Source organism: Flavobacterium sp., from assembly GCF_020217025.1.
Lineage (GTDB): Bacteria > Bacteroidota > Bacteroidia > Flavobacteriales > Flavobacteriaceae > Flavobacterium.
The window spans coordinates 1-18,567 of the sequence record NZ_JAIWOF010000177.1 but is presented as its reverse complement, the minus strand read 5'-3'; the positions used below and the strand labels follow the sequence as shown (position 1 = coordinate 18,567).

Below are 18,567 nucleotides of genomic sequence, written 5' to 3'. Positions count from 1 at the left end.
GAGCAACAGGTCCAATGGGTCCTCAAGGTCCAGCAGGAATAAATGGTTTAGATGGAGCTACAGGCCCAATGGGTCCACAAGGTCCAGCAGGAGTTAATGGATTAGACGGAGCAACAGGTCCAATGGGTCCTCAAGGTCCAATGGGTTTATCAGGAGTTCCTACAGCATTTACATTTCTTTCTAAAACAACAAACTATACGATCACTTCTAGTGATATTTTAAACAATGTATATTTAAAAAACACCAGTAATTCGTTAATTACAATTACACTTCCGAGTGCTAGTATAGCTGGATCTGGTAAGATGATTTATATTACAAGTACATCAACTAGTTTATACCAATCTATAAATGTATTGAGTAATGGTGTCGATACTATATATGGTTTTTATAGTAATACAACAGGAACTATGAATATATCAACAATGACTTCTTCTAACATAGGTTGGATTCAATTGGTTAGTGATGGAACAAGTTGGAATATTTTAGGAATGTATTGGTAATCTTTAAATCTTTTGTTTTATTTAGCGTATGAAGTTTTTATAACATAAGATTGGCTATTTTGATTAGAATTTAAAGATTCAAAATAATTAAACACAAAAAAGCTACAATTCATATGAGTTGTAGCTTTTTTAATTTATGCTATTTTAAAAAATTAGTACTTTCCACTCAACAACTTACCGCCAATAGCTGATTTAGTTTCGATTCCCAATTTTTTCATCATTTCATAAGTCGTACAAACCGCTGCTGAAGTCACAGGAATACCACATTCTGCTTGAATTAAATCAATCGCTTCTAATGATGGCATTTGTACACAAGCAGAAGCTACTAAAACGTCGACATCAGTTAAATCTAACTGTTTGTAGATTTCTAATAGATTCATTGGATTCTGAGCAGCAACTTCTAAATTGTCAGGAATTTCTAAAGCGATACTTTGTTTTACTTTAATCCCTTGATTTTCGATATAATCCACTACCATATCCGTTAATGGACGCATGTAAGGCGTAATAATAGAAATTTGTTTTGCACCTAAAACTTTCAAACCATTAATTAAAGCTCCAGCCGAAGTTACAATAGGAGTAGGGAAGTCATTCGCTACCGTTTCTTGGTGTAAATTTACTTCCGAAACGCAATGATAACCACGTCCCATACTCATAATAGCTACTAAACATGCATATCCCATTACGTCAACATGTGCGTCTGATAATTCTTGTGCACATTTCAAACTCATAGCATCCATGGCTTCGAGTTCTTCTTTGGTTACTTTTTTCATGCGCATTCTACTGCTATGAAACGTAAAACGTTCTGGTAAAATGGTTTCACGAGAGCGGAAAATTGCAGGTATTTCGGTTTCCATCGTTACGTTGGATGATGGAACTATTTGGCCTATTCTGTATTTCATTTTTATTTTATTTTGGAACGCGGATAAAACGGATTGCTTACGCAAACGCGAATAAACGCAGATTTTATTTTTGGTACACAGATTGAAAAAATTTTAATAATTACTTAAATTTCTTAAATCTGTGTTCCTTATAATTATATTTCTTTAATTGTATTTACTATTGTACCAATTCCTTCTACTGTTGCCTCAACTACATCTCCATCGTACATCCATTCTTGAGGATCGCGACCTGCGCCAACACCTGCTGGAGTTCCCGTTGCGATGATGTCACCAGGCTCTAAAGTAAAAACGGTACTTAAATCTTCAATCAAATCGTTGATGTTGAATAACATGAATTTGGTATTTGAATTTTGTTTTTCAACACCATTTACTTTCAACGATAAATTCAAGTTGTGTGGATTTTCGATTTCGTCTTTTGTAACGATAACTGGGCCCATTGGAGCGAAAGTATCTTGTCCTTTAGAAACAATCCATTGACCTTCTCTACGACAATCACGTGCCGAAATATCGTTAATTACCGTGTATCCAAATACATAATCTAATGCTTCAGATTTTGGAACATATTTCCCTTTCTTTGAGATAATTACAGCTAATTCACATTCCCAATCCAATTGAGAAGTTAGCTTCGTGTTTTTGATAATTTCGGTATTCGTAGCCGTAACCGTTGTTGGTGGTTTTGAGAAGATAATTGGTTTGGTTGGAAGTTTTCCCGTAGTATCTAACGTACGAGCACTTTCGGCAACGTGTTCTGTATAATTCAACCCAATTCCAATGATATTTTTTCTTGGTTTTTCGATTGGAGCTAAAATGGTTACTTCATCCATTTCATAAGCGATTTCTTCAAAGAAATTCTCAGGTGTTTCCACAATCATTTCTGTGATTTCTGGAATAATTTCAAATCCCATATCGATTAATTCCAACATATCGTTTGGTAACGGGAAATTTGATATCTCTCCAAAATCCTGCATATCGATGACTTGGTTGTTATGAATAAAGCCTAAACGTGGCTCGGTGTCTTGTGTTTTGTAAGTAAGTAGTTTCATATTCTTTAATTAGACGCAAAGTTCTCTAAGTTTTACGCAAAGTTCGCAAAGTTTTTGTTGTTATTGAATTTGTTGATGTCCGTTGTTTTCTGTTAATTCTCTTCCTTGATACAATCCCAATCCTTCAATTACTGGTAAATCATTGAAATTAAAAAGACAAGCATCTTCGGTTTCGGATAAGTTATGATGTTCGTGCCATGCCCAACTCGGAACACAGAAAATATCTCGTTCTTTCCAATCAAAACGCTTTCCGTTTATAATGGTGTAGCCTTTTCCTTTCGCACATTGGTAGACAAAAGAACCTGTATGTTTGTGTGCTTTTCCTTTAAAGCCTGCTGGTAATAATTGCATCGCTGCTCCCATAGTTTGCATTACGTGTCCACCAGTTAACGGATTTGAATATTGCATGAAAATACCATCAAACGGGTTTACTTCATTCACTTTTTGTGCTTCTAATAAGGCTGGATATACATTTTTCCAAGAATATTTGAATAATGGAGAATACGGTTTGTCCCAAGTTTTATCTGCTGGAATCAATCCCGCGCAACCATAAGTAATAGGTGAAAAGTTTAATGGTTTTACCAATTCTTGCTTGCCATCATAAACCGCATAATCATTCGCTTCTAAAGCATTTACTAACGGAATATCCAAGCCGTCTTGCCAAATGCATGTTTTTCCGCCTTCTTCTACGCCATGTTCGTGCCAGGTGGAATTAGGAGTAATTACAAAATCGTTTACTTCTAGCATGATTTTATTACCATCAACTACTGTATATCCTTTTTCGCCTTCCATAATAAAACGTAGGGCAGAAGCACGATGACGGTGCGCCGAAGTGAATTCACCAGGACGAGTTACTTGAATTCCAGTATACAACCAACCCACAGCTGCCGAAACATCTTTGCGTTTGTCATTTACTAAATAAACTACGCGTCTTCCAGCTTGTTCTGGGGTTACTAATTCAGATGATTTTAGCACTAATTCACGTAAATCATCATATTTCCATAACATAGGAACCGAAGAAGAACGTGGTTCCCATGGTTCAATGTCATTAGCAACTGTCCATAAAGCGCCGGCGCCAAGCGTTTCTAACTCTTTATAATAGGCTTTTAGTTCATCGGAATCTTGAACTCGCGCTCTTCCGTATTGGTCGTCTGAATAGTTGTTTGTTTCCATAGTAAGTTGTCTTAATACTTAATTCTCTAGTCTTAATACTATTTTTTATTAAATTCTTCGTGATTATCAATAAACGTGATTTTTCGAGTAGGAGCAGTGTTTACACGTAAATCGAAAATATCAAATCTATTGTAATGTCCTAAAATATCGTGCATTTGTTTGGGTTGGATGCATTTTGCTAAATCAATTTCGGCATAAACCATTCCTTCTTCGTCGATAAGTGGTTGTCCGATTACAGCACCATTTGGACCAATAAATCCAGAGAAAGCGGAACTTTTTCTATCCAATAATTCATCTACATTAGGAACATCAGCACGTAAAGCATCTTTGATTTCTTGTGAAACGGTCGAACACGATACAATCGTAAACAATTTTCCTTCAAACGAATGCGCAGCGGCACGAATTTTAATCGCTTCTGCCATATCGTAATCGGGTGGCGCCACGGGAAGTGAAATGTAATTGGCAATGTGAATCAATTCGCCTTGAGAAAGTAGGGTAAAACGTGCTAACGTATTCGTGTTTTCACCACAAGCTAAAGTTCCGATGGGACCAATTTCGGTATTGTACACTTTTAAAGAAGAACCATCACCTGAAGACCAAGTTAGTTTTTCGGCCCATGTTGGGACTAATTTTCTATGCTTTCCAACGATTACGCCTTTATTGTCGATGATTAAGTTGGTATTGTAAATTTCGCCATAGCTTTTACCGCGCTCGTTGATTCCCATCACAATATGAATATCGTTATCTTTGGCTGCTAAGCAAAGTTTCTTGATTTCTGGACCAGCAACGTCAACCGAATTTTTATATAATTCTTCGTACCATTTACTGCCTTGAACGGGTGTCATAATCCAATTCCAATACGGATATCCGGCGATAAAAACTTCTGGAAAAGCGATTAATTTGGCTCCGTTATTACTTGCCTCTTTAATGAAAGAAATGGCTTTATCCACTGTTTTTTCTACATTTAGAAATACAGGTGACGTTTGAACGGTTGCAGCTTTGAATTTTTTGAATTCCATTTGTGAATTGTTTTTTGGAACACAGATTGGAGAAATTTTTAAAATTTATATAATTTCTTAAATCTGTGTTTCTAGTTTTATAATTCGTATTGCTTTATTTTATTCTTCATTTCTTCTGTGAAAGGTTCGGCTTTGATGCCGTTTCTTTCTGGATTGAACGCTACGTTTACTAAAGTGACTTCGCCTTCTAAAACGATGTTTTCTGATTCATTTGCAAACTGAAATCCGCAAAGTATTGACGAGTTTTTTAATTCTTTTACCCAAAGTTTTTTGGTTAAGATTTCGCCTAATCTAGCAGCATTTTTGAATTGAATTTTTAAATCAACCGTAGGAATACCATTAGTTTCGTGCATTTTTGAAAAAGGACGATTCAAGGCTTCTTCAAACCAATCTTCTACCAAGCAATTTAGCATTTCTAAAAATCGAGGATAGAAGACAATTCCAGCATAATCAACATGTTGGAAACGTACTTTTTCTTGTTTTATGAATTCACTCATTATATATGTCTTGATATTATTTCAATTTAAATCTTTGTATTTTCCCAGTCTCCGTTTTCGGTAAACATTCCACGAAATTAATTACTCTTGGATATTTATATGGTGCGGCTACTTCTTTGAACCAGTGTTGAATACGATTCTTCATTACATCTGATGCTTTAGTATTATCATGTAACACAATATATGCACAAACTAACATTCCTCGTTCTTCATCAGGTAAACCTACTACGGCACATTCTAAAATATCTTCGTGGGTTAAAAGTACGGATTCTACTTCAATTGCCGCGATATTATAGCCCGAAGAAATAATCATATCATCACCACGTGCTACAAAATGGAAATAGCCTTCTTCGTCTTGACGGAAAATATCGCCTGTGATGTTCCAACCGTTTTCTACGTATTCGCGTTGCTTGTCTTCTCGATTTAGATATTTACAACCTGTAATTCCTCGAACGGCTAATCTTCCGGCTTCGTTTCTTGGTAATTCGTTGTCTTTTTTGTCTATGATTTTAGCTTCATAACCGGTGATGGCTTTTCCGGTAGCTCCTGGTTTCATGTTTTCTTCATTAGACGAAATAAAAATATGCAACATTTCGGTAGCACCGATTCCGTCTATAATTTTTAACCTTGTGACATCATACCAATCTTGCCAAACTTTTAAAGGCAACGTTTCGCCTGCAGATACACATTTTCTCAAACTCGAAATATCATAATCCTGAACTTTTGTGGTGATGATTCGCCAAGCTGTAGGAGCTGTAAAGCAAATCGTAATTTTAAAATCTTGAATTGCTTTCAATAATAAATCGGGACTCGGTTTTTCGATTAGAAATGTGGAAGCTCCGAAATACATTGGAAATAATACCAATCCTCCCAAACCAAAAGTAAATCCTAACGGTGGACTTCCAGTGAAGATATCGTTTGGAGTAGGTTGTAGTGAATAGTTTGGAAACGCTTCGCAAATATTCAAAATATCTTTGTGATAATGCGCTGTCATTTTGGGTAAACCTGTAGTTCCAGAAGTGAAACCAATTAAAGCAATTGAATCGGATTTGGAATGATAATTATCGAAAGTTTTGGGTTTAGATGTCATAAATTCTTCTAATTGCGAATTCCCGTAAAAACAGGTTTGTTTTAGGAAATCAGACTTAACCAAATGAATTTCTTCTTCCAATTCCTTATCACATAACACATGAGAAATTTCAGCACAATCGATAATGGTTGTTAATTCTTTTGATCGAAGTAATGGCATAGTTGCCACAACAATTCCACCCGCTTTTAAAATGGCAAACCAACAAGCGACCATCATCGGATTATTCGCCGAACGAATCAAAACACGATTGCCCGATTTTAATCCTAAATCATCCACCAAAACATGTGCAATTTGATTCGCTTTTTCAAATAAATCTTGATACGTCCAAGTTTCCTCAAACGTACGAATGCAACTATTATTTCCACGACCTTCTCGAATATGACTATCTAGCAATTTATCTACACAATTCAACATTTCAAGGTGCTGGAATTGAGGTAAATCCAAAAAGGTATATTCTGGTTGTAATTCAGAATTCGGTAAACTTATATGTGCAAAATTGTCTTCGTAATGTTTCATAATTCCTAATTACTTCTTATTACTTTTAGGTTTTAATGCTTTTTTCATGCCTTCCATTTGTTTTCTTTCCGAAGCTTTTAGCGGATATAAATGCGAAACTCCCATTTTGTATGGATTTGGAATGTCATTCGCTTGAAATTGTTCGTAGGCTTGAGCATTTCTCACGAAATTAGCATCTAACAATAATGGTCTTCCTAATGCTACTAAATCGGCTCTACCGTTTAAAAGAATCGTATTGATTTGGTCAATATCTTGAATGTATCCAGCAGTTATAGTTGGAATATGAACCGTGTTTCGAACCGCATCAGAAAAAGGAGTTTGCCACATTCTTCCTGTCAAAGGTTTTTGCCCTGCGACAGTATTTCCTGTTGAAACATTAATAATATCAGCTCCAGCATTTTTGAAAGCGGTTGCAATAGTAATAACTTCTTGTTCTGATATTCCATTTTCAGCCCAATCGTTTGCTGAAATTCGCACTGAAATTGGTTTTTCTGATGGGAATACTTCACGAATATCTTTAAAAACTTCTAATGGATATTTTAAACGATTTTCGATACTTCCGCCAAATTCATCGGTACGAATATTGGTTAAAGGCGACAAGAAAGAAGCCAATAAAAAGCCGTGATGTGCTTGTAATTCAATCATATCAAAACCCGCTTCGTCTGCATTTTTAGCTGCTTGAGCGAATTGTGCTTTGATTTCCGCCATATCTTCCAAAGACATTTCCTTTGGAGTAGCAAAATTGTTATTGAATGGAATAGGGGAAGCAGAAATTAAATTCCAAGGTGTTTCCATTGGTCCGTTGTCTTCCCAAGGTTTTTTAGTAGCGCCTTTTCTTCCAGAATGACCTAATTGGATTCCGATTTTCGTATCGGTATTATTATGAATGAAATCCGTGATTTTTTTCCATTGGTTTAGTTGTTCTGCATTGTAAATTCCGGCACAACCTTCTGTAATTCGACCGGTTTCGGAAATGGCGGTCATTTCGGTGATGATTAATCCTACGCCACCAGTTGCGCGACTTCCATAATGCACTAAATGCCAATCAGAAACTAATCCGTCTGTAGCGGAATATTGTCCCATTGGCGCCATCACAATGCGGTTTGGAAGTTCTAGTTCTTTTAATTTGAAAGGAGTAAATGCTGCAGAAACAATCTCGACTTCGCTCGATTTGGCAAGATTATCATTAAACTCTTTTAGAACTTTATCGGTAAATGATTTATCGCGTAATCTTAAATTTTCATATGTTACTTTTTTAGAACGGGTCATGCATCCAAAAGCAAATTGTTGGAAAGGATGTTGCATGTGACGGTCCATATTTTCGAACCAATCTAAAGAAACGACTGCGGCATATTGAATCATTTCTACGGTATTTCTTCGGGTTTTATCGTATTGTTCGAAAGCAGCTTGCACATTATTTGGATTCGCAATTACGGCATCCGATAAACCAATAGCACAATCCATCGCTAATTTTGTTCCTGAACCAATAGAGTAGTGGGCTGTAGCTTTGGCATCGCCTAGTAAAACGATGTTATTATGATACCATTTTTCATTCGTAACATGTGGAAATTGACGCCAATGCGATTTGTTGGAAATCAGTGGATGTCCGTCTAATTCTTCTTTAAAAATTTCAGCGATTTTAGTCATCGTATCTTCTTCATTGGTCACTTCAAAACCGTGTTTTTGCCAAGTTTCGTCAGAACATTCAAAAATCCACGTACTCATGCCTTCTTCGTATTGATAAGAGTGAGCTACAATAGTTCCGTGAGGAGTACTTCTGAAAAAATAAGTAAAAGCATCAAGCGGTTTTGTGGAGCCCAACCAAACGAAGCGATTTTTCTTTAATTCTATTTTAGTTCCGAATTCCTTTTGGTATTTCGTTCGAATAGCACTTGCAATTCCATCTGAAGCTAAAATGATATCCGAATCTGCGAATTGCGATAAATCATCTACATTTTGTTCGAAATGCAGATTTACTCCTTCTTCAATGCAACGTTGTTGTAATAATTGCAAAAGAGTTTTACGGGAACAACCGCAAAATCCATTTCCAGCAATATTAACCGATTCTCCATCACGAGCTACTATGATATCATCCCAATACGCAAATTTGCTTCTTATTAATTCATAGGATTGCATGTCGCGTTTTAGGAATTCCCCCAAAGTTTCATCTGAAAATACGACACCAAATCCAAAACTATCATCGGGTTTATTGCGTTCGTAAATATCGATTTGGCAATTTGGCATTGCTTTTTTGGTTAATATCGAAAAGTAAAGTCCGCCTGGACCACCACCTATAATTGTTATTTTCATATGTATTTGCACGCGGATAAAACGGATTTACTTAGGCAAAACGCAGATTTCCGCAGATTTTATTTATTAATTTTATTGTTTCATGAAATCAAAAGCACCTTTACGCAAATTGATTCCGTATTCTAAATAGGCTTTTAAACAAGCAAGGAAATTAGACCATCCGAAAGAATTTCCTGAAAGCCATTTTAAACCTACTTCGTTATTTTCCATACTTTTTTCTGTAATCGTAATTAAAGTAGAATTGTTTTCTTTTTCGGAAAGAGTTATTTCTACTAATAAGTCAACTCCTGAGTTTTCCCAATAAAATGAAATGTATTTATTGTTTTCAACTTTACCAACTTTAATAGGACATTCAAAATCAAATTCAGGGAATTTCCAAATCAGATTTTTGCCATCTTCCATTGTTCCAGTGCTAGTTGCAATGAAATAATTAGTCATTTTTTCAGGGTTTACAATCGCTTCAAAAACTTCATGAATTGGTTTCTGAATTTGCATTGCACAATTTATTTCTAATCTATCGGAACTCATTTTAGCCTCTTTTTATGGAGAAAATTTCTCCCAATTTACTGTAATTAGAACCTGCTAAACGTGCAACGGGTTTATATGTTTCTAAGTTGATTCTGTGATTTTTCATCAGAATAGAGTCATCAATATGCATCGTGATAATTTTGCCAATTATAATACAAGCTCCACCATTTTGATGATTTTCAATGAAATAATGATTTACCATTTCGCATTCGAAATGCACTAAACTTTCTTTTACTCGTTTTGGCTTGATGTAAATTGAATCAATAGGAGTAACTCCAGCTAATTCGAATTCATCTACATCAGAAGCTACGCTTTGAGAAGTGGTGTTCATTTGTTCCACAACTTCTTCGGTAACTAAGTTAACAACGAATTGTTTGTTATCTAATATATTATTTAAAGTGTCTTTGTTTTTGTTTCCTGTTCGAACGGTAGAAAACATGACGTGTGGTGGATCTTCGCTAACAACATTAAAAAAGGAAAAAGGAGCAAGGTTGTTGATTCCATTGGAGTCAATTGTAGAAATCCATCCTATTGGTCTTGGAATTACTGTACCCGTTAAGAGCTTATATAAAGCGGAAGATTCGGTATTTTGTATGTCGAATTGCATGGTTTTGTGTTGTTTCTACAAATTAAATAAAATAACTATACTTTTTCACAACAAAAATGGATTTTTTTTCATTTTTTCAAAATTAAAAATGTAGCGATTTAAAGCTAAAATTATACTATTCATAATTTTAAATCATAAAAATTGCAATAAGTAAAAAAATAAATTGAAATTTTTATCATATTATTTTTTGTATATTTTGCAAAATTAGTATATTTATGCAAAAATTATATATATGGAGATTTTATCCTGTCCAAAATGTCAAAGTGACAATATTGTAAAAAGTGGCATCATCAAAGATAGACAGCGCTATTTATGTAAATCGTGTAATTATTACTTCACTGTCAATAAATTAGGAAAAAAGATAGATGATTACTATGTGACTAAAGCTTTGCAATTGTATTTAGAAGGATTGAGTTTTAGAGAAATCGAGCGTATTATTGGTGTTTCGCACGTTTCTATTAGCAATTGGGTAAAAGAGTTTAAAATTAAAAAACCACCACATCCTAATTATCATCCTACTTATAAGATTTTTAAACATAATGAGCTGGTTGAATTCCTTCAAAACAAAGACCAATTGTCTGGTGCCGGTATGATTATTACAGAACTTGGTGATAAGTTTATGCTTATAAAATGGGAGCGTTTTAAAGATTAGCTATACTCTTTAACAAAAATATATACTGTAATTTTTTTCGTTAACAGAATTTTAGAATTTGGTCATGCAGAAATGCCCAACTAACCAAATTTTAATTATGAAAAAATTACTAACTATCTCAGGATTATTTTTATCTCTGCTAGTATCCGCTCAGGGTTCACCTGATTATGGAGGAGGTTTAAAATTCAACTTAAATCCAGAAGGAACCAAATACATGCGTTTTATTGCATGGAATCAAGTTTGGCTTCGTTCAACCGATTTGAATCCGGGTTCGATGATTGGAGACGAATCTGTTTCTAGTCATGAAGATGCAGGCTTACGTCGTTTGCGATTATTAGCTTATGCACAAATTTCTCCTCGTTATATGATTTTGACTCATATAGGGATTAACAATCAAACTTTTATTAATGGTGGTGCTTCAGGTTCATCTGGAACTGGTGGCTATGGCGCAGGAAAAAAACCAGGTTTATTCTTTCATGATGCATGGAATGAATATGCTGTAGTATTACCTAAAGAATCAAAACCTTTTAGTTTATCTGTTGGAGCTGGATTGCATTATTATATGGGATTATCACGTATGACAATGTCTTCTACCTTAAACTATCTAACGGTTGATGCACCAATTTTTAACTGGCCTTTAATCGAGAATTCCGATCAGTTTGCCAGACAAATTGGAATTTTCGCCAAAGGGAAATACAATAAATTAGAATATCGTTTTAGTATCAATAAACCTTTTGCAACAAATCAAACACCAACTAATGTTACGGATGCAAGTATTGCTAAAGCTGTTGATAATAACAATACTACACAATGGTCTAAAGCAGGTTATGTGGAATATCAATTCTTTGATAAAGAAGCTAACTTTTTACCTTACAAAGTGGGAACTTACTTAGGAACTAAGAAAATGTTCAACATTGGAGCTGGTTTTTACAATGCACCAAAAGGAACACAAACTTCTGTAAATGGAGTAATTAAAGAACATGCGATTAGTTTATTTGCTGGAGATGTTTTCTTAGATATGCCAATTGGTGCTAAAGAGAAAAAAATGGCCATTACCGCTTACAGTGTTTTCTATAATTATGATTTCGGACCTAATTATTTAAGAAACCTTGGAATTATGAATGAAGGGGTTATGGATCCTACTTTTACAGGTTCACCAGCATTAGCGGGAGCAGGAAATTTACAACCAATGGTAGGAACAGGAAATATTTGGTATACACAAGCGGGTGTTTTATTACCAAATAAAAATGAAAAACCAAAAGTGAGAATTCAGCCATTTGGAGCCTATACTTATAAAAACTTTGATGCTTTAGAAAAAGCAAGTAGTCAATTTGATTTAGGAGCTAACTTTTTCTTAGATGGTCATCATGCCAAAATTACTACACAATATTCAACACGTCCAGTTTATACAGCAGTTGACAAAATTGATAAATACAAAGGCGAATTCATCATACAATTACAAATCTATTTATAACAAACTAATACAATTACATTATGAGCGATAACAAATCATCAAAAGGAATCTGGAAAGTTATTTCGGCTTCCTCTATGGGAACAATGATTGAATGGTATGACTTCTACATTTTTGGAAGTTTAGCAGTAGTTTTATCTACTAAATTTTTCCCTTCTGACAATCCAACGGCAGCTTTCTTATCAACATTAGCAACATTTGCTGCTGGTTTCGTAGTGCGTCCGTTTGGAGCCCTTTTCTTTGGAAGATTAGGAGATTTAATTGGAAGAAAGTATACTTTCATGGTAACTTTAATGTTAATGGGAGGAGCTACTTTTGTAATTGGTTGTATTCCAAGTTTTGAAACAATTGGCTATGCAGCACCTGTATTAGTATTGATTCTTCGTTTACTTCAAGGTTTAGCTCTTGGTGGTGAATATGGTGGAGCCGCAACTTATGTAGCCGAACACGCTCCTAAAAACGAAAAAGGATATTGGACTTCATGGATTCAAACTACTGCAACTGTAGGTTTGTTTATTTCCTTAATGGTCATCTTACTTACTAAAGGATTAATGTCTAAAGAAGCGTTTGATGAGTGGGGTTGGAGAGTACCGTTTTGGGTTTCTATTGTTATGGTTTATGTTTCGTTCTTGATTCGTAAAAACATGCACGAATCGCCAGCTTTCGCGAAAGCAAAATCAGAAGGAAAAACATCTACAAATCCATTGAAAGAGAGTTTTGGAAATAAATTCAATTTAAAATTTGTTCTTTTAGCTTTATTTGGTGCTACAATGGGACAAGGAGTTGTTTGGTATACCGGACAATTCTATGCGATGAACTTCTTAAAAACGGTTCAAAGTATTGATTCTTCTCAAGTAGATACGTTATTAGGTATTGCTCTTTTATTAGGAACTCCATTCTTCGTTGTGTTTGGTTGGTTGAGTGATAAAGTAGGACGAAAAGTAATTATGATGAGTGGTATGTTGATTGCTATTTTAACGTATCGACCAATTTACAGAGCCATGTATGCTTCAACAGATTTAACATTAAAAACTGAAATCGTTGAAAAAACCAAAGTAGTTCCTTCAATAAAAGAAATCGATGCTACAAAAATGGATTCTATCTATACTACAACAAAAGCTTATACTGATGGAACTACTGTAGAAGAAATCAAAACTATCCATTTTGAAAGTGGAAAAGTAATGGTAGATGATAAAGGAAAAGACAGAGTGGAAACAAAAGTGACCAAAATGATTAACAATAGCGATCGTTGGTTCTTAGTGTTAATGGTTTTTATTCAGGTGATTTTTGTAACCATGGTTTATGGTCCAATTGCCGCATTCCTTGTAGAAATGTTCCCTGTTAAGATTAGATATACTTCAATGTCGTTGCCATATCACGTAGGAAATGGTATATTTGGTGGATTACTTCCCGCTATTTCAACTTATTTCGTTACTACTTCTAAAGAGGCAGGAGATGTAGAGTTTTATTTAGAAGGACTTTGGTATCCAATTGGAATTGCAGCTATATGTTTCGTAATTGGAATGATTTACATTGATAGAAAAATTAATACACTTCACGACTAAAAAATAATAATCATGAACACAGTAAAAAAATATTTAGGAATCGTTTGGATAGCACTTGCAATTGCAATAGCCTATTTTTCGATTGGAATTTTTGGAGGAAAGTTAACTTCAGGAAAACAAGATGATTTAGTTTTTGGAATTATTGTTTTCTTTATACTTTTACCAATGGTTGTTACCGGATTAACTATTTTTGGATGGTATGCAATCACGGACGAATATGAAGATTAATTAAAAAAAATATAATTAACTTAGAAGCTCTTATTTACATAACGGCTTTTAGGTTTTATAAATATAAATAAAAGATGAAAAAAAGACATCAACAAAAATTGGTTGTTTTATCGTTGTTACTGTTATTGGTATTGAATTTACCAATCGTTTTACTATTTGACAGTGCTGATAATGTATTAGGATTTCCAGTAATCTACATTTATATTTTTTCGGTTTGGTTGTTCTCAGTATTAATGTCTTGGATTGTAGTACAACGTTATTATGAATAGTGCGATTCTTTTACTTATTTTATTAGGCTATTTGGGTATTCTTTTTTTTATTGCGCATTGGGCAGAGAAAAAAGAAAACATCAAATGGACTAATAATTCGTACATCTATTCTTTATCTTTAGCAGTATATTGTACCGCTTGGACGTATTATGGAAGTATTGGAGTTGCTGCTAATTCGGGTTTAGGATATTTACCTATTTACATCGGCCCCATCATTATTATTCCGGCTTGGATTATCATTTTAAAGAAAATTATTCGTATTTCTCGTGTGAATAAAATTTCAAGTATTGCCGATTTTATTTCGCTTCGTTATGGTAATAGTCGTTTCTTAGGTGCAATTGTGACTGTAGTTTGTATTTCTGGAATTTTGCCTTACATCGCGTTACAATTAAAAGCAATTTCGGAAACATTTCACATTGTAACCCAAACCAATACAAGTTCTTACATTTTTGATGACACTACAACTTATGTTTCCATCGCTTTAGCCTTATTCGCTTCGTATTACGGAACACGTTATGTAGATGCATCTGAAAAACGTAAAGGAATTGTAACTGCTGTTGCTTTAGAAAGCGTTTTAAAATTAGTATTCTTTTTAATTGTTGGAGTTTACGTCACTTTCTTCGTTTTTGATGGTTACGATGATATTTATGCAAAAGCTTCACTTTTAGAAAACTTCAAAGAAAAAAACACCATTGGCGGATTAGAACAAGGATTAAACTGGTTCTTTTTGAGTATGGTTTCACTTTTTGCTATTTTCCTATTACCAAGACAATTTCAAATGTCGGTGGTGGAAAATAACAGAGAACGTCATGTAAAAACCGCGATTTGGTTGTTTCCTTTGTACTTATTATTGTTCAACCTTTTTGTGTATCCAATTGCTTGGGGCGGAAACGTATTGTTTGATGGAAAAAATGTCAATGCCGATACGTATTCGCTATTAATTCCACAGTTTTTTGATAATAAAACTTTAACTGTTTTGGTTTTTCTTGGCGGATTTTCAGCAGCTATTTCAATGATTGTCGTTTCAAGCATTAGTTTATCTACAATGTTGAGTAACAACTTGTTGATTCCGTATACTTTTTTAGGTAAATTGAAGAATGAAGAACAAATCATCAATAATAAAAAGATTGTCAACATTCGTAAAATCGGAATCTTTTCTCTAATTATCGCCGCGTATTTCATTTACCGATTCTTCGCATTAGATTACAGTTTGGTTTCTATAGGGTTAATTTCGTTTGTTGTCATTGCTCAATTAGCGCCAGCATTTTTCGGAGCTATTTTTTGGCGAAGAGGTTCAAGATTAGGCGCTATTTATGGTATTTTAATTGGGTTTATTATTTGTATTTATACCTTATTATTGCCTTATTCCATTGGGTTAACCAATAATGAAAGTTCGTTTGTTACCGAAGGTTTTATGAAAATTGGGTTGTTAAAACCATTCCAACTTTTCGGATTGGATTATTTACAACCCGTTCCACATGCTTTGTTTTGGAGTATGTTATTCAATACCTTGACTTATTTTGCTGTTTCGGTTAGTTTTAAAGGAAATTATCGCGAACGCAATTATGCCGAAATGTACGTTGATATCGATAAATACAGCATCAACCACGAGAATGCATTCGTTTGGAAAGGAACCGCTTACACACGTGATATCGAAAAAGTTTTGATTCGATTTTTAGGTGAAGAACGTACCAAACGCGCCATGAATATTTTCAATGTGAAGTACAATGTAGATAAAGATCAAGAATTAGCCGATGCTAGATTAGTGAAATTCGCTGAGAATTTATTAACGGGTCACATTGGAACGGCTTCGGCAAGAATTCTGATTTCGAGTGTAGTAAAAGAAGAAAAAGTCACTTTACCCGAAGTGCTGAAAATTCTAGAAGAATCTAAAGAAAATATTACCATCAATAAAAAATTAACGGAAACTTCAAATCAACTTCAAAAAATCACTTCGGAATTACAAAAAGCGAATGAAACGTTGGTTCGAAAAGACGTTCAAAAAGACGAATTTTTAGATACCGTAACACATGAACTTCGAACGCCGATTACCGCTATTCGTGCTGCGAGTGAGATTTTGCATGATGATGATGAAATTCCAGAAGAGTTACGAAAGCAGTTTTTACAAAATATCATTTCGGAATCGGATCGATTGAATCGTTTGATTGATAAAATTTTGGATTTAGAAAAATTTGAAACCGGAAAACAAACCATTCATCCAAGTGAAAACAACCTAATTGCAACGATTGAACATTCGATAGAACCTTTAAAACAATTGATTAAAAATCGAAACATCAGTGTTTATTTAGAAAGTAAAGACACGGTTTTTGCCTATTATGATGAAGATAGAATCATTCAAGTAGTGACTAATTTACTATCAAACGCCATTAAATTCTGTCCCGAAACTGATGGTTTAATCACCATTCAAGTCAAAAAGAAAGATAATTTTATAGAAACTTCGGTGCAAGACAACGGAAAAGGTATCAATCCTAACGATTTTGACGTTATATTTGACAAATTTTATCAAGCGTCCAACCAGAATTTCAAAAAACCTGTTGGTAGCGGATTAGGATTGGCAATTTGTAAACAAATTATAGAACATCACAAAGGGAAAATTTGGGTACAACCAAGTGTAAAAGGCGCTTGCATTGTATTCACTTTACCTGAAAAAAATATTGAAAATTAAGAGATAATGAAGAAGATTTTAATAGTAGACGACGAACCAAATATCGTAATGACACTTGAATACACCTTCAAGAAAAGCAATTACGAAGTTTTTATAGCACGCGACGGACAAGAAGCTTTAGATATTTTAAAAACCAATTACCCAGATGTCATCATTTTAGATATCATGATGCCTATGGTTGATGGTTTTGCAACATTAGAACAAATCAGAAAGGACGACAATTTACAACATACCAAAGTCATGTTCTTATCCGCAAAAAACAAAGAAAGCGACATTGAAAAAGGACTAGCTCTTGGTGCTGATGCTTACATGACAAAGCCGTTTTCAATTAAGAAAGTAGTGGAAAAAGTGGAGGAGTTGTTGGGTTAAAATTTAAAACAGCAATTATGAGTAAAGTTTCAGTATTAGATAAAATTAATGATTTTATAACTAAAAGAAAATATTGCAAAATTTCTAGAATTGTCAATAAAGAAGAATTGAGCTGTAAAACAGGTTATATTATTGATTCTTCTAATGATTTTATTCTTTTTAAAGAGGTAGATGATTTTTTTGTTAGAGGTTTTTTAGTTTTTCCAATTAATCAAGTTTCTAAAATTAGGAGAAATAAAAAAGATGTTTTCTTTGATAAGATTTGCAGATTGGAAGGCATAAAAGATTCAATTAAAAAGCCTGATATCGAATTAAAAAATTGGGAAAGTATATTTAATTCTATTCAAAGATTAGGATTTAATGTTGTCATTATTAATGAAATTTCTGATGAAGATACATTTGAAATTGGTCCAATATTAAAAGTAACAAAGAATAAAGTTAATATAAAATATTTTGATGCCACTGGAAAATTTGAAGAAGGATTAACTGAAATTAAATTCTCTAATATAACTCATATTGATTTTGACGATATTTATACAAATACGATATCAAAGTATTTAAAAATTAAATAAATTTAAAAATAACTATACCTATTTAGCAATATTAATTCATTTGGCATTATTTTATTTTCTACATTTACTAAAGAAAATAAATCACATAAATTGAATAATACAAATGAATTATTGCGATATTTATAATAAAAGTATTACTTCTTCTGAAGAATTCTGGAAGGAACAAGCGAATCAATTAGAATGGTATAATTTGCCTTCAAACATTTTATCTACGGATAAAAATGGTTATCCTTTATGGTTTGCTGATGGAAATTTAAACGCTTGCTACCTTGCAGTTGATAAACACATTCAAGATGGCTTTGGCGAACAAGTAGCTATCATCTACGATTCACCCGTTACACAAACTGTTAAAAAGTATACATTTAACGAAGTTAAAACCGAAGTAGCCAAATTAGCTGGAGGTTTATTATCATTAGGTTTAGAAAAAAGCGATACAGCTGTAATCTATATGCCAATGATTCCTCAAGCAGCTTTTGCTATGTTGGCTTGCGCACGAATAGGAGTCACGCATTCGGTAGTTTTTGGAGGTTTTGCACCACATGAACTTGCGATTCGTATTGATGATTGCGAACC

The 18,567-nt window shown here is 34.0% G+C and carries 18 protein-coding genes and 1 pseudogene; 10 read left to right on the top strand and 9 right to left on the bottom strand.

Annotated features, from left to right (window positions below; all coding sequences use genetic code 11):
• Positions 1 to 500 (top strand): annotated as a pseudogene (locus LDL23_RS09090) (hypothetical protein); the annotation flags it as partial.
• A gap of 152 nt (positions 501 to 652) precedes the next feature.
• Here the strand turns inward: LDL23_RS09090 and LDL23_RS09085 are convergent.
• From LDL23_RS09085 to LDL23_RS09045, 9 genes are all read right to left on the bottom strand, one after another.
• A complete protein-coding gene (locus LDL23_RS09085) occupies positions 653 to 1,399 on the bottom strand; it encodes an Asp/Glu racemase (protein ID WP_291265410.1) in 747 nt (248 codons plus the stop codon).
• Between the two features lie 134 nt (positions 1,400 to 1,533).
• Positions 1,534 to 2,442 (bottom strand): fumarylacetoacetate hydrolase family protein, encoded by a 909-nt coding sequence (locus LDL23_RS09080; protein WP_291265409.1) that lies wholly within the window; start codon positions 2,440 to 2,442, stop codon positions 1,534 to 1,536.
• Between the two features lie 60 nt (positions 2,443 to 2,502).
• Positions 2,503 to 3,615: a cupin domain-containing protein gene (locus tag LDL23_RS09075; RefSeq protein ID WP_291265408.1), complete on the bottom strand. Its 1,113-nt coding sequence runs from the start codon at positions 3,613 to 3,615 to the stop codon at positions 2,503 to 2,505.
• A gap of 38 nt (positions 3,616 to 3,653) precedes the next feature.
• Positions 3,654 to 4,634: a carbon-nitrogen hydrolase family protein gene (locus LDL23_RS09070; protein WP_291265407.1), complete on the bottom strand. Its 981-nt coding sequence runs from the start codon at positions 4,632 to 4,634 to the stop codon at positions 3,654 to 3,656.
• Between the two features lie 77 nt (positions 4,635 to 4,711).
• Positions 4,712 to 5,131: a thioesterase family protein gene (locus tag LDL23_RS09065; RefSeq protein ID WP_291265406.1), complete on the bottom strand. Its 420-nt coding sequence runs from the start codon at positions 5,129 to 5,131 to the stop codon at positions 4,712 to 4,714.
• A 16-nt stretch (positions 5,132 to 5,147) separates the two neighbouring features.
• Positions 5,148 to 6,737 (bottom strand): AMP-binding protein, encoded by a 1,590-nt coding sequence (locus LDL23_RS09060; RefSeq protein ID WP_291265405.1) that lies wholly within the window; start codon positions 6,735 to 6,737, stop codon positions 5,148 to 5,150.
• Between the two features lie 9 nt (positions 6,738 to 6,746).
• Positions 6,747 to 9,047: a bifunctional salicylyl-CoA 5-hydroxylase/oxidoreductase gene (locus LDL23_RS09055; RefSeq protein ID WP_291265404.1), complete on the bottom strand. Its 2,301-nt coding sequence runs from the start codon at positions 9,045 to 9,047 to the stop codon at positions 6,747 to 6,749.
• 72 nt (positions 9,048 to 9,119) lie between these two features.
• A complete protein-coding gene (locus LDL23_RS09050; protein WP_291265403.1) occupies positions 9,120 to 9,575 on the bottom strand; it encodes an SRPBCC domain-containing protein in 456 nt (151 codons plus the stop codon).
• Position 9,576: 1 nt separating this feature from the next.
• Entirely contained in the window at positions 9,577 to 10,182 is a 606-nt protein-coding gene (locus tag LDL23_RS09045) for a flavin reductase family protein (RefSeq protein WP_291265402.1), read from the bottom strand.
• Between the two features lie 232 nt (positions 10,183 to 10,414).
• Between LDL23_RS09045 and LDL23_RS09040 the strand changes: the two genes are divergently transcribed.
• From LDL23_RS09040 to LDL23_RS09000, 9 genes are all read left to right on the top strand, one after another.
• On the top strand, positions 10,415 to 10,834 hold the full coding sequence (locus LDL23_RS09040; RefSeq protein WP_026725866.1) for an IS1 family transposase: 420 nt from the start codon (positions 10,415 to 10,417) through the stop codon (positions 10,832 to 10,834).
• Positions 10,835 to 10,931: 97 nt separating this feature from the next.
• A complete protein-coding gene (locus LDL23_RS09035) occupies positions 10,932 to 12,308 on the top strand; it encodes a porin (RefSeq protein ID WP_291265401.1) in 1,377 nt (458 codons plus the stop codon).
• 20 nt (positions 12,309 to 12,328) lie between these two features.
• Entirely contained in the window at positions 12,329 to 13,870 is a 1,542-nt protein-coding gene (locus LDL23_RS09030; RefSeq protein WP_291265400.1) for an MFS transporter, read from the top strand.
• A gap of 12 nt (positions 13,871 to 13,882) precedes the next feature.
• Positions 13,883 to 14,098: a DUF6814 family protein gene (locus LDL23_RS09025; RefSeq protein WP_026725863.1), complete on the top strand. Its 216-nt coding sequence runs from the start codon at positions 13,883 to 13,885 to the stop codon at positions 14,096 to 14,098.
• A gap of 74 nt (positions 14,099 to 14,172) precedes the next feature.
• Positions 14,173 to 14,367, top strand: coding sequence for a hypothetical protein (locus LDL23_RS09020; protein WP_194095559.1), 195 nt, complete (start codon positions 14,173 to 14,175; stop codon positions 14,365 to 14,367).
• A complete protein-coding gene (locus LDL23_RS09015) occupies positions 14,360 to 17,053 on the top strand; it encodes an ATP-binding protein (RefSeq protein ID WP_291265399.1) in 2,694 nt (897 codons plus the stop codon). The genes LDL23_RS09020 and LDL23_RS09015 overlap by 8 nt, the downstream gene beginning before the upstream one ends.
• Positions 17,054 to 17,059: 6 nt before the next feature.
• Positions 17,060 to 17,422 carry a response regulator gene (locus LDL23_RS09010; protein WP_291265398.1) on the top strand — a complete coding sequence of 121 codons (363 nt, stop codon included), beginning with the start codon at positions 17,060 to 17,062 and terminating at the stop codon, positions 17,420 to 17,422.
• Positions 17,423 to 17,439: 17 nt separating this feature from the next.
• On the top strand, positions 17,440 to 17,994 hold the full coding sequence (locus LDL23_RS09005) for a hypothetical protein (protein ID WP_291265397.1): 555 nt from the start codon (positions 17,440 to 17,442) through the stop codon (positions 17,992 to 17,994).
• A 103-nt stretch (positions 17,995 to 18,097) separates the two neighbouring features.
• On the top strand, positions 18,098 to 18,567 hold a 470-nt coding region (locus tag LDL23_RS09000; protein WP_291265396.1), incomplete at its 3' end, for an AMP-binding protein.

Excerpts from the sequence above, each read along its gene's own strand:
- LDL23_RS09080 (WP_291265409.1), bottom strand. The coding sequence starts at position 2,442 with ATGAAACTACTTACTTACAAAACACAAGACACCGAGCCACGTTTAGGC.
- LDL23_RS09050 (WP_291265403.1), bottom strand. The coding sequence starts at position 9,575 with ATGAGTTCCGATAGATTAGAAATAAATTGTGCAATGCAAATTCAGAAA.
- LDL23_RS09075 (WP_291265408.1), bottom strand. The coding sequence starts at position 3,615 with ATGGAAACAAACAACTATTCAGACGACCAATACGGAAGAGCGCGAGTT.
- LDL23_RS09060 (WP_291265405.1), bottom strand. The coding sequence starts at position 6,737 with ATGAAACATTACGAAGACAATTTTGCACATATAAGTTTACCGAATTCT.
- LDL23_RS09030 (WP_291265400.1), top strand. The coding sequence starts at position 12,329 with ATGAGCGATAACAAATCATCAAAAGGAATCTGGAAAGTTATTTCGGCT.
- LDL23_RS09025 (WP_026725863.1), top strand. The coding sequence starts at position 13,883 with ATGAACACAGTAAAAAAATATTTAGGAATCGTTTGGATAGCACTTGCA.
- LDL23_RS09010 (WP_291265398.1), top strand. The coding sequence starts at position 17,060 with ATGAAGAAGATTTTAATAGTAGACGACGAACCAAATATCGTAATGACA.
- LDL23_RS09020 (WP_194095559.1), top strand. The coding sequence starts at position 14,173 with ATGAAAAAAAGACATCAACAAAAATTGGTTGTTTTATCGTTGTTACTG.
- LDL23_RS09045 (WP_291265402.1), bottom strand. The coding sequence starts at position 10,182 with ATGCAATTCGACATACAAAATACCGAATCTTCCGCTTTATATAAGCTC.
- LDL23_RS09035 (WP_291265401.1), top strand. The coding sequence starts at position 10,932 with ATGAAAAAATTACTAACTATCTCAGGATTATTTTTATCTCTGCTAGTA.
- LDL23_RS09005 (WP_291265397.1), top strand. The coding sequence starts at position 17,440 with ATGAGTAAAGTTTCAGTATTAGATAAAATTAATGATTTTATAACTAAA.
- LDL23_RS09065 (WP_291265406.1), bottom strand. The coding sequence starts at position 5,131 with ATGAGTGAATTCATAAAACAAGAAAAAGTACGTTTCCAACATGTTGAT.
- LDL23_RS09055 (WP_291265404.1), bottom strand. The coding sequence starts at position 9,047 with ATGAAAATAACAATTATAGGTGGTGGTCCAGGCGGACTTTACTTTTCG.
- LDL23_RS09070 (WP_291265407.1), bottom strand. The coding sequence starts at position 4,634 with ATGGAATTCAAAAAATTCAAAGCTGCAACCGTTCAAACGTCACCTGTA.
- LDL23_RS09040 (WP_026725866.1), top strand. The coding sequence starts at position 10,415 with ATGGAGATTTTATCCTGTCCAAAATGTCAAAGTGACAATATTGTAAAA.
- LDL23_RS09015 (WP_291265399.1), top strand. The coding sequence starts at position 14,360 with ATGAATAGTGCGATTCTTTTACTTATTTTATTAGGCTATTTGGGTATT.
- LDL23_RS09085 (WP_291265410.1), bottom strand. The coding sequence starts at position 1,399 with ATGAAATACAGAATAGGCCAAATAGTTCCATCATCCAACGTAACGATG.